This is a genomic window from Novilysobacter longmucuonensis, from assembly GCF_046600735.1.
GTDB classification, from domain to species: domain Bacteria; phylum Pseudomonadota; class Gammaproteobacteria; order Xanthomonadales; family Xanthomonadaceae; genus Novilysobacter_A; species Novilysobacter_A longmucuonensis.
This window is the reverse complement of record NZ_JBJMAW010000005.1, coordinates 193,164-204,008: the sequence shown is the minus strand read 5'-3', so window position 1 is coordinate 204,008 and position 10,845 is coordinate 193,164. Positions and strand designations below refer to the sequence as shown.

The window sequence follows — 10,845 nt, the reverse complement described above, 5'->3', positions numbered from 1 at the left end:
GATTTGTTCTTCGGAAAAGCGCTTCTTCACGTCCAATCTCCTTGTCGTTGGGGATTGGACTCCAGATCGCCGTGCTACTCAAAAGCGGGGGGACGTCGGACACTTCCGCACCGCATTAACATCGATCAAGTCGGCCGGCTTGTCCGCCAGTCGCGCAACAGCCGCGACAATGCCTGTTCGGTGACGCCGATGTAGGAAGCGATCTGGCGCTGCGGGATCCACTGCACCAGTTCGGGATAGCGGTCAGCGAACCGGCCGAACCGCACCAGGGCCGTGTCGAGCAGCAATTCGCGCTCACGCGCCTCCTTGCGCACCGCCATCTGTTCGGCAAGCACCCTGCCCACGCGTTCCCAGCCGGGGTGACGCTCGTAAAGCTCCGGGAGCAGCGCCACGGGGTATGCAAGCACGCGCACCGGGGCGATCGCGGCGATAACGAAGCCGTTGGGAGCACCCGAGAGCATGGCCGACAGCGGTGCCACGATTTCGCCGGGCCGTGCGAAAGCCTTGTTGTACTCGCGTCCGCCGGACGTGACGTAGAAGAACCTCAGGAAGCCCGATGCCAAAAACCAGAATTGGCTCGGCTTTGCGCCGACGTCGATTAGCGCTTCGCCAGAGGCATAGGTTCGCGTGCGGCTATGGTTATGCAACCACGCGAGCTCAGACGCGGGCAGCGCGGCTAGGCCCTGCAGCAGGCCAGTGAGTTCAGCGAAATCGTCGTGATGCTCCATGGCTATCAGCCCTCCGGATGACGCGGGTGTTCCAGAGAAAACTTCATCTCAACGCTACGTGGTTGCATGGAGCGCCATCCGAATGAGGCGTGCAAACTGTGCGAAGAGGTCTTGAACCGGTCGATTCATGTAATTACAGCTCCTGTCACCAGATAGCGGCATGCGCCTTGTCGCGCTTGATTGCACGGACGGAACCGGCATTGACTAGTCCGCGGAACCCTGGAGAAGCGGGATTGCGGGAGTATGAGTCCGAGCGAGTACAAAAACCCCCGAGAGCCGGTAGTGAGGTCAGCAAAGCGAGCCGAATACTTCCCCAGCAGCCACGTCGCCAAGACCAGTCGTTGCGTCAAAAACAGCACGCGACCGGTAGTATTCGCAGCATGTCTGCCTCCAGGGCCTAACACTAAGCCGACCTGCAACACGCGAACCGGGAGGGCCAGGAACACGAGCAGTGACAAGTTTCAACGAAGCGACAAAGCGGGTTCGGCTTGAATGAGTTGTTAGAGCCCAACTGCGGCGTCAACTTCCTGCCATTGGTAGTACCGCTTGCTGGCTAGGCCAAGAAGATCCGTGTCTTCCGGAGTGTCACCATAGGCGTAGATTGTCGGGAATAAGCTTAGGTCGTACTGCTCATGAACGCGACGGGCCTTTTCCGCAAGCACGCATTGCTCCCCGAGGTAGTGGCCCGTCAGAACACCCTGAAAGTGCCTTAGGGATGAGCAGATAAGCTCCAGTCCATGCTCCTGGCACCACGGCGCCAAGTAGACATCCAGTCCGCCGGACACCACAACAACCTTGTGGCCTCGGGCCTTGTGCCAGGCAATACGTTGCATCTCTTCTGGGCGAAGCGTACTGGGCAGGTAGCTACGGGCGAAGTCTTGACCCATTGCTTCTAGCGTTGAGAGCGGCACGCCGCAATAGCCAAAGCGAACGATGGCGCGGCGTACCAAGACGCCGGACACAAGGCCCATTTTGTAACCGCGGCTGGCATCCGGGTACTTGCGCCCAAGACTGTTCGGCAAGGGCGTGGGCCAGTGACTGTCAGACAGAAAATTTCCACACTCGGTTATGGAGCCCGCTACCTGCAGACGCAACCGCTCACGACCGACTCGCGGAATGGATGTGGCGTCGAATGGGCCAAGCGACCGAGCAGATCATTGGGCACAGGCTTGCGAGACCGAAGGCTGCATTTTTTCCGGGCCACGTCGCCGCTGGAAGCTGGTCGGTTTTCCTTTCTCGACACACCGATAGAGCGTCTGGCCGCTGGCCAGCAGCGGAGCCGCGAGCAACGCGGCAATGATGATCTTCGCATTGGTTCCCTCCCCTGCGCGGAGGGTATCAAAAGCGGGTTTGCAGGCAGGGGTGTTCATCGCCTGCGCGTTCCTTGGAATATCACCGCCGACCTCGAGGGACGGCGTCGGCGCGTAGGAAGCCTCGCCGCGCGGTTCACGTGCGCTAAAGAGCGGAATGGTCCTGCGCGCCGCCTCGGCGCGCGGCCCTCAGCGCTGCTGACGGACGCTCGCGCTGGTTTGCCCGAACAGGACATTCCTGCCTTGCTCTGTCACCGCCGGGCGACTGGCGAACGGCTCGCCGCGGGCGTAGGCGCGCTCGGTCGCTGGACGCGCCCGCACGGACTCGAACCAGCGACGCAGGTCGGGGAAATCGTTGAGATCCTGCTGCTGCCGCTCCCACGGCACGATCCAGGGATAGCAGGCCATGTCGGCGATCGTGTAGGACTCGCCGGCGATGAACTCGCGGCCGGCCAAGCGCCGGTCGAGCACGCCGTAGAGGCGGTTGGTCTCGTTGACGTAACGGTCGACCGCGTACGGGATCTTTTCCGGCGCGTATATGCCGAAATGATGGTTCTGACCCGCCATTGGCCCCAGCCCGCCCATTTGCCAGAACAGCCATTCCATCGCGGTTTTCCTGCCGCGGATGTCCGGTGGCAGGAACCTGCCGGTCTTCTCCGCCAGATACAGCAAGACCGCGCCGGACTCGAACACGGTGATCGCGTCGCCGCCGTCGGCCGGTGCCGCATCGATGATCGCGGGCATGCGGTTGTTCGGCGAAAAGGCGAGGAACTCCGGCTTGAACTGGTCGCCGGCGCTGATGTCGACCGGATGGATGCGGTACTCCAGCCCCGCCTCCTCGAGGAACATCGTGACCTTGTGGCCATTGGGCGTGGGCCAGTAATGGAGCTCGATCATGGCGTGGGGTGCTCCTTCTGCGGTTGCGGGGATGGCAGTCTGCATGGGTCGGGCTGCATCGCGATCATGGCCCTGCCCTGCCCTGGCGCGCTGGCGCGATCCGCCAGACGGTGTTGCCGACATCATCGGCCACCAGCAGGGCGCCGTCGGCGGCGACTTCCAGGCCCACCGGGCGCCCGAGCGCGCCACCGTCGCTGTCCAGAAAGCCGGTCAACACATCCTGCGGCAGGCCGACGGGTCGCCCCGCGGCAAACGGCACGAACACGACACGGTAGCCGCTCGGCGGACGCCGGTTCCAGGAGCCGCGCTGGGACACGAAGGCACCGCCGCGATAGTGCGGCGGCAGCAGGTCGCCCCGATAGAACACCAGACCCATGCTGGACGTATGCGGGCCGAGCGCGTAGGCCGGCTCGACCGCGGCTGCCACCAGTTCCGGGCGCTGCGGGTGCACGCGCGGGTCGACGTGCTGTCCGAAGTAGCTGTAAGGCCAGCCATAGAACTGCTCGCGCTCCAGCGGTGTCATGTAGTCGGGCACCAGGTCGCTGCCCAGTTCGTCGCGCTCGTTGACGGAGACCCACAGCGCGCCCGTGGCCGGTTCGAACGCGAGCCCGTTCGGGTTGCGCAGGCCCGACGCGAACAGGCGCATCTCGCCGGTCTGCAAGTCGAGTTCGTGCACCGCGGCGCGACCGATCTCCTGCTCCATGCCGTATTCGGCAATGTTGCTGTTGGAGCCGACCGTGACGAACAGCCGCTGCCCCGAGGCGTCGGCAATGACGTTGCGGGTCCAGTGACGGTTGATCGGGCCGGCCGGCAGTTCCGCGACCTGCTCTCCCGGTGCCTCGATCCGCAGGACGCCCCGCCGGTATGGGAAGCGCACGACCGCATCGGTATTGGCCACGTACAGACTATCCCCGACCAGCGTCATGCCGAACGGCGAGTGCAACTGCTCGAGCAGCGCGCTGCGCACGTCGGCAATCCCATCGCCGTCGGTATCGCGCAGCAGTGTGATGCGGTCTGCGCTCGGCAGGTTGGACCCGGTGATCTTTTGCACAAGCCCCATCAACTTGCCCTTGAGTCCGGGCAATCCGCTCTCCTCGGGCGCCTGCGCCTCGGCCACCAGCACATCACCATTGGGCAGCACGTGCAGCCAGCGCGGGTGGTCCAGGCCGGTTGCGAACGCATTGACCGCCAGGCCGTTCGGCGCCAACGGCGTGCGGCCCGGCGGCCAACGCTGCGCCGGTGCGATGTCGAAGACCGGGACCAGCCGGTCCTTCGGCGTCGGCAGTACCGGATCGGGGCCGCTGCCCGCAGCCACGCGGTAGCGCGCCTGTCCGAGGCACGCACTCAACGTGAACGCCGCCAGCAGCGCGAGAACGACACGCCAGGCGGAAATCGCGGGACATTTGCAAAGCATCATCGACTCCTGCGGCGACGCACTCGGCCACCCTGCCCTGTTGCCTCGACATGCTGGGCTTCGCGCTGCCAGAGCAGGGTGAAAGCTGCCGCGGCATCGCTCGATGCAGGTGATCCGGCGAGCGCGACTCACGCCCGCCGCGTCCTGCCTCATGCATTCGGAGGCTGGTCGATGCATGGAGTGCGCTCCACCTGCAGCGTCGCGTGGCCGATGCCGAATTGCGCGTGCAGCTCATCGGCCAGTGCGCTGCGGACGCGGTCGGCGTCGGTGGCTCCGGCTCCGAGCACCACATGCGCGGTCAGCACCGGTTGCCTCGATCCCAGCGCCCACACGTGCAGGTCATGCACCGCATCGACGCCTGGGTGCGACAGCAGTGCCGCGCGGACCTGCTCCAGCTCCAGGCCGGCCGGCACGCCCTGCATGAGCACGTGACCGGCCTCGCGCAGCAGCATCCAGGTGCGCGGTAGCACCCACAGGCCGATCAGCACGGCGATGACGGGATCGGCCAGATAGAAGCCGGTGAACTCGATGAGCAGCGCGCCGATGATCACCCCGACCGAGCCCAGCATGTCGGCCCAGACCTCCAGGTAGGCACCCCGCAGGTTGAGGCTCTGACCGCTGCCGGCCTTGAGCAGGCGCATGGCGACCAGGTTGACCACCAGGCCGAGCACCGCGATCGCCAGCATGCCGCCGGAAGCCACCGGCGGCGGCGCGCGGAAGCGGCCGACCGCCTCCCACAGGATGTAGCCGGCCACCAGGAACAGCAATGCACCGTTGACCATCGCCCCGAGCGCTTCCATGCGCGCATAACCGTAGGTGCGCCGGGCATCGGCCGGACGCCGGGCCAGGCGCACCGCCGCCAGCGAAATCGCCAGTGCGATCACGTCGGTGCCCATGTGCGCCGCATCCGAGAGCAATGCCAGGCTGTTGGTGAGCAGCCCACCGACCACTTCGGCGCACAGGAATACCACCGTCAACCCGAGTGCCCACCACAGCGGGCGCTCGTGCTCGATGGTGCCGCTTGCGTGCGCGTGGCCTGCGCCCATCCGGGTTCTCCTGCTCACAGGCTTGCGCGGCAAGCACGGCAGGCGAGTGTGCGCCCGCGCGGCGGCTGTGCCCGCCCGCCCTACACCACGAAACGATCCCAGCTGCCGTAGTGCTCGCCACTACGCTTGCCGCGCGGCAGGCTCAGCGCGATCACCGCCAGGCCGATCAGCACCCCGGTCCAGGATGCAACGGTCCCTGCCCCGCCCAGCACCCACGGCGCGATGACCAGCCACAGCCCGAAGCAGACGTTGACGAAGCGCAGCGTGCGCCCGACTTCGGCCATCGCCATCACCGCGAAGGTGACGATCAGCGCGCCGACCAGATGATCGCTGTCGGCCATGGGCGGCCGGGTATCGAACAGCAGCCGGGTGAACATCAGTGACGCACCCAGCAGCGCGCTGACCACCAGCGTCCATGGCATGTTGGCGCCACCGGTCAGCGCGGTCTTGACCGATGTCGACAGTGGCACGTCGAAGCCCGGGGTCTCGTCGATGCCTCCATCGGGCTGCGCGCCGCCTTTGAAGAACGTGCGCCAGAACGACCCGCCGCGACGGCGGTCCTGCACCATGAACTGCCCGGTAGCGACCAGCTCGTCCAGGCTGTAGGGAATCATCACCAGCATCGCCAGCGCGGCCACCAGGCACAAGGTGCACCAGGTGCCGATCTGGATCGGCTGGATCACGATGAAATAGATGCTGATCACGCCCAGCGGTACCACCGCGATGCCGAACGCGGCCACCATCCACGGCATCGTGCGCCAGCGCCGGCGGTCGCCCATGACGCCCATCAGGATCTCGAACATGTAGGTCATCGCGCCCAATCCGCCGTCGGAGACCGGCCACGCGCGGGACACGTCGGAGGTGATGATGTCCTCGGTGCCGTTGAGCCCCGCCCGGCCCGCGAAGAACGGCTCCCAGGCCGCGTCGATGTGCCCGAGCTGGTAGGCCGCCAAGTGCCGCGAGATCAGCAGCCCGACCAGGCCCAGCGCGATGATCGGCAGCCGTTGCAGGTAAGTCGAGGGCGAATAGGTCCAGCCGGCCGGCAGGTCCGATTTGTCCATCATCCCGGCCATGCCCATGCCCGGCATCATCGGCACCAGGACGGCGAACGCGATGACCAGCGCGCCGATCAGCGTGTCGTTGGCGTAGACCGCTGCGCTCGGCGTCCAAAACAGCAGCGGCGCGAACAGCAGCCATACACCGACCGCGGCATTGCCCCACTGCGCCCAGGAGAACCGGGTCGACAGCGACAGCGCGCCCAACAGCATGATCAGCAGCCCGCTGATGACATCGCTGTAGCCGAGCATTGCGCTGCGTACCGCCGGGTCGGCCAGGCCGCGTTCGTCGGTGATTCGCAGCACCGCGTCACTGAAACCGGACGCATCGAATGCGCCGAAAACGAAGGGGCTGGTCGCCAGCCACGCGCCCAGCAGGATATTGAGGAAATGCACCCACAGCTTGTCGAAGTGCATCCTGCGCATGCCCTGCGCGTGCTCCCGCATCGACTCGCCGCCGGTGGCCTCCTCCCGCGGCCGGGTGACGACGGGTTCATCGCGTGTGTCGGTCTGATCGGCCACCGCCAGCGTCGCGACCTTGGCCGGGTTGAGCTTGTTGCCGCGATACCAGGCAACCGGCTCGGCCTTGAGCGCCTCGATGATCCGCGGCAGGGTTTCGCGCAAGGAATGTGCCGGCGTCCAGTCGAGCAGCTGATGGGCGCGGCTGGTGTCGGCTTCGTAATAATCGTCGGCGATGTCCACCATCCATGGGCGGATGAACGTGTCCTCGTCCAGCACGTCGGCCTGCACCCAGGCACCGGCCTTGGCCACGGCCTTGGGGACCTCGCGCGTGTCCCAGCTCTCGTCGTGGATCAAACGCCCCAGCGTGTGCTGCATCTGGTCGACGCTGAGCCCGCTGGCCTCGGCCAGCAGCAGCGGCAACTCGGCCGGCAGTTCTTTGCGGCGCCGCACCAGGCGCAGCAGCGCCTCGGTCAGGTCCTCCAGGTGCAGCCACGGCTGCGCGGTCTCCAGCGCGCCCGGATAGACGTGGCTCGCGAGTTGCCGCTCGAAGATGCGCGCGATCTGCTGGGCCAGGAACGCCGAGTGGCCGCCGTCGTCGTACACCCCGGCCGGACGTAGCAGCACCACCGGTATCGAGCCGTGACGCTCCAGCAGCATCTGTTCGGTACGGATTTTGGACTGGCGGTACGGCAATGCCCGCTCATCGAGCGGCGATTGCTCGTCGATCGGCTGGCCCGGCTGCGTCGGCGCATGCACCAGCATGGTGCTGACGAACACGAACTGTTCGACCTCGAAACCGTCCAGCGCCTCGATCAAGCGCCTGGTCCCCTCCACCGTGACCTGCTCATACTTCGGGTCGGGCTCGCCGGTGAGGTCGAAATACGACGCCAGGTGGATCACCGAGGCAATGGTGCCGCCATGTGCGAAGCGCACCCGCTCCATCGCAGCGGCGATGCTGTCGGCGGAGGTCAGGTCGATGCCGATGTGCTCGGCCGCCGCGCAGGCGCGCGGCGAGGCGTCGCGGTCCATTCCGACCACGTCGAACTCTCCGGCCAGCTTCTGGACCACCGCCGATCCGATGAACCCGCTGCTGCCGGTGACCAGGACTACGGGTTTTGCCTGGGCCATGGAGCGACATCCTTGCGGGCGGCGGCGGTGTGGCGGTGGAGCGCCACGGCATCGCGTCAACGCATCCTCGCGGAGTGCGGGTCCACGTCGCGTCAACAGCGGGGCCGCCCGGTGATCGATGCACGTGGCGGGGGCCGGGCCTGCACGGATGCGCGTTGCGAGCCGAGGCCCGCGCGATGGTGCAACTGCTGCGCATCGAGGCAACCTTTTCCGGCGCTCGGCGGAAGCGCGGCGAACCCGACATGCGTTGCCGTGGCATGTCTCTTGCGACCCTGACAGGGACCGTCCGCACCACCGCGCTGCACGATGCGTGCCCGCTGTTTTCCCCCGCAGGAGCCACGACATGACACTGTCTCTGACCGACGCCAAGGGCACGCCGCTGGACCGCCAGCGCTTCACCTGGCGCGAGCTGGTGCAAAAGCCCATCAGCAAGCTCGACGACGACGCATTCACGCGCGTGCGCATCATTCTCATGAACGGCCAGGAGATGGAGGCGCTGCGGTTCTCGCACGCATGCGCCCGCATGAACGGAGATCTTCGCCTGGACCTCGCACGCGTGCGCCGCATCGAGCAGCACCAGGCGACCATGGTCAACTGGCTGATCGGCGCGGACCATTCGCCGCTGGAGACCACCATCGCTTACGAGCAGGTGGCGGTCGAGGTGACCGCGGCGGTCGCGCAGCGCGAGCCGGACCCGTACCTGGCGCAGACGTACCGCTACGGGCTGCTGGAGGACTTCGACCACCTGTACCGCTATTCGGCGATGCTCGACCGGCTCGAAGGCAAGGATGCCAACAACATCACCCAGTGCTACAGCGACATCATGCCGGGCCGCCCGACCCTGGTCGAGCACCGCGCGCCGGAGGACGACCTGCGCACGCCGTTCGATGCCAAGACCGCCGACCCGCTGTCGAAACTGCATGCGCTGACGATCATGGCCGCCGAGCAGCAGACCCACAATTACTACATGAACATCGGCCCGCTGTTCACCGATCCGGTGGCGCGCCAGCTGTACGCCGAGATCGCCTCGATCGAGGAACAGCACGTCACCCAGTACGAGTCGATCATCGATCCGAACCAGACCTGGATGGAGCAGTGGCTGATGCATGAGGCCAGCGAGGTCTACAACTACTACGGCTGCGTGCAGCAGGAAGGCAACCCGCGGGTCAAGGCGCTGTGGGAGCGCATGCTCGACTACGAGCTGGGCCAGCTGCATCACGTCAAGCAGCTGTTCAAGAAACACGAACGCCGCGACCCGGCCGAGATCCTGCCGGACAAGCTGCCCGAGCCGATCACCTTCGCCAGCCAGCGCGATTTCGTGCGTGAAACACTCCTGGCCGAAGTGGACTACCGCTCCATCGGCGCCGAGTACAGCCAGGACGGCGAGGAAAGCGCCGCGTCGAACGCGTACCGCGATCACATGAACTCCGAAGGCTCGCCGACCGAGACCGTGGCCGCGGGTTACCGCTGGATACCCGGCACCGAGCAGGCCATGCGGCCGTCGTCATTGCAGTAGTCCCGCACGGCGCAATGCTTCCCGGAGCACACGATTTTGATGCAGGCGGCGCCCCATCCAGGCGCCTGTGGCGGACGCGGCCATTCGCGCCGCGGGCCCATAGACCAGGAGAACGAAATGGAGAACAAGACCAGCGTCGGCACCAACCGCAGCGGCATCAGGATGTCGCCGATCGATGCGGACGCGCTGCTCGAGGTGACCGACATGACCGTGCCCACCTCGCCCGGTGATGCCACGGCACTCAACACCATCCGCGCCGACTACATTGCCGAAGCCGACGGCCTGGGCGCGGTGCCGCCGCCGTCGACCATCCGCGGCGCGGCGTCCACCGCCATCGCCGGGCTGACCGGGCACCATGCCTCCGTGCTGATCGACAAGCTCGGCGAGCGGCTGGCGTTCGAGCGCGGCGGCGTGCGCCTGTACGACGCATTCGTCGGCAAGCTGGAGATGCTGCAGGGCGCGCGCAAGGGCGGCAGCAATGGCGACGGCTGGCCGCCGATGGACACGGTGAAGACGTTCCGCGACGAGGAGCTCGCCCACGCCCATCTCCTGGCCGACGCGCTGGAGAAGCTCGGCGCCGATCCGACCGCACAGACTCCCTGCGCCAACCTGACCGGCGTGATGAACATGGGCCTGATGCAGGCGATGACCGATCCACGCACCGACCTGGCGCAATCGCTGCAGGTCCTGCTGGTGGCCGAGGTCGCCGACGGCGAGGGCTGGGGCGGACTGATCGCGCTGGCCGAGGACGCGGGCCAGTCGGATCTGGCAGGCCGCTTCCGCCGCGCATTGGCCGAAGAGGAGCGGCACGCAACCTCGGTGCGCACGTGGTATCGCGATGCGGTGGCCCACGACGCTTCGGTGGCCCCGACCCGGCATTGAGCGGTGCGGCAGGTCGCGTTCGCGGCTGAAGCCGCTCCTACACAGCAGCCTTTGTAGGAGCGACGTAAGTCGCGAGCTCTTGGGTCAGGTCGCGACGCCTGCCACCGCCGCAGGAATCGCCCCGGATCGCCATTAGTCCGGGACGCAAAGCTCGCGACTCACGTCGCTCCTACCCGAAGCCCGGCCTCCTGTAGGAGCGCCCCATGGGCGCGACCGCGTCTGTCCGGCTCCCGGTCGCGCCCATGGGGCGCTCCTACAAAGTCACGCGTGTGTGCCGCCTGTAGAGCCGAGCTTGCTCGGCTGCCCAGGTCAACGACGTGAGTCGCGAGCTCTTCGGCCCGGTCGCGGACAAGCGCGGCCCGGTGTACCGCCCGCGCGTCGGCCATCCGTCACCCGACCTAGACCCG

At 66.6% G+C, this 10,845-nt stretch carries 9 protein-coding genes; 2 read left to right on the top strand and 7 right to left on the bottom strand.

What is annotated here, in order from left to right:
• Positions 1-125: 125 nt before the first annotated feature.
• From ACJQWM_RS07610 to ACJQWM_RS07580, 7 genes are all read right to left on the bottom strand, one after another.
• Positions 126-728: a Crp/Fnr family transcriptional regulator gene (locus ACJQWM_RS07610; protein WP_330970003.1), complete on the bottom strand. Its 603-nt coding sequence runs from the start codon at positions 726-728 to the stop codon at positions 126-128.
• A 500-nt stretch (positions 729-1,228) separates the two neighbouring features.
• The gene (locus ACJQWM_RS07605; RefSeq protein WP_502361720.1) at positions 1,229-1,690 is read right to left on the bottom strand and encodes an HAD-IB family phosphatase; all 462 of its coding nucleotides are present in this window, start codon (positions 1,688-1,690) and stop codon (positions 1,229-1,231) included.
• A gap of 192 nt (positions 1,691-1,882) precedes the next feature.
• Positions 1,883-2,098, bottom strand: coding sequence for a hypothetical protein (locus ACJQWM_RS07600; protein WP_332702714.1), 216 nt, complete (start codon positions 2,096-2,098; stop codon positions 1,883-1,885).
• Between the two features lie 129 nt (positions 2,099-2,227).
• Complete coding sequence (locus tag ACJQWM_RS07595; protein WP_330970014.1) at positions 2,228-2,935, bottom strand: glutathione binding-like protein; 708 nt, start codon at positions 2,933-2,935, stop codon at positions 2,228-2,230.
• Between the two features lie 64 nt (positions 2,936-2,999).
• Positions 3,000-4,349, bottom strand: coding sequence for a PQQ-dependent sugar dehydrogenase (locus ACJQWM_RS07590; protein ID WP_332702708.1), 1,350 nt, complete (start codon positions 4,347-4,349; stop codon positions 3,000-3,002).
• Positions 4,350-4,498: 149 nt separating this feature from the next.
• Complete coding sequence (locus ACJQWM_RS07585; protein WP_332702705.1) at positions 4,499-5,395, bottom strand: cation diffusion facilitator family transporter; 897 nt, start codon at positions 5,393-5,395, stop codon at positions 4,499-4,501.
• A gap of 80 nt (positions 5,396-5,475) precedes the next feature.
• Entirely contained in the window at positions 5,476-8,040 is a 2,565-nt protein-coding gene (locus tag ACJQWM_RS07580) for an NAD-dependent epimerase/dehydratase family protein (RefSeq protein ID WP_332702702.1), read from the bottom strand.
• A gap of 343 nt (positions 8,041-8,383) precedes the next feature.
• Between ACJQWM_RS07580 and ACJQWM_RS07575 the strand changes: the two genes are divergently transcribed.
• Together ACJQWM_RS07575 and ACJQWM_RS07570 are read left to right on the top strand one after the other, a co-directional pair.
• A complete protein-coding gene (locus ACJQWM_RS07575) occupies positions 8,384-9,556 on the top strand; it encodes a hypothetical protein (protein ID WP_332702699.1) in 1,173 nt (390 codons plus the stop codon).
• A gap of 117 nt (positions 9,557-9,673) precedes the next feature.
• On the top strand, positions 9,674-10,438 hold the full coding sequence (locus ACJQWM_RS07570; protein ID WP_332702697.1) for a ferritin-like domain-containing protein: 765 nt from the start codon (positions 9,674-9,676) through the stop codon (positions 10,436-10,438).
• Positions 10,439-10,845 lie beyond the last annotated feature (407 nt).

Coding starts and splice junctions, on each gene's coding strand:
- ACJQWM_RS07610 (WP_330970003.1), bottom strand. CDS start 728: ATGGAGCATCACGACGATTTCGCTGAACTCACTGGCCTGCTGCAGGGC.
- ACJQWM_RS07600 (WP_332702714.1), bottom strand. CDS start 2,098: ATGAACACCCCTGCCTGCAAACCCGCTTTTGATACCCTCCGCGCAGGG.
- ACJQWM_RS07595 (WP_330970014.1), bottom strand. CDS start 2,935: ATGATCGAGCTCCATTACTGGCCCACGCCCAATGGCCACAAGGTCACG.
- ACJQWM_RS07590 (WP_332702708.1), bottom strand. CDS start 4,349: ATGCTTTGCAAATGTCCCGCGATTTCCGCCTGGCGTGTCGTTCTCGCG.
- ACJQWM_RS07585 (WP_332702705.1), bottom strand. CDS start 5,395: ATGGGCGCAGGCCACGCGCACGCAAGCGGCACCATCGAGCACGAGCGC.
- ACJQWM_RS07580 (WP_332702702.1), bottom strand. CDS start 8,040: ATGGCCCAGGCAAAACCCGTAGTCCTGGTCACCGGCAGCAGCGGGTTC.
- ACJQWM_RS07575 (WP_332702699.1), top strand. CDS start 8,384: ATGACACTGTCTCTGACCGACGCCAAGGGCACGCCGCTGGACCGCCAG.
- ACJQWM_RS07570 (WP_332702697.1), top strand. CDS start 9,674: ATGGAGAACAAGACCAGCGTCGGCACCAACCGCAGCGGCATCAGGATG.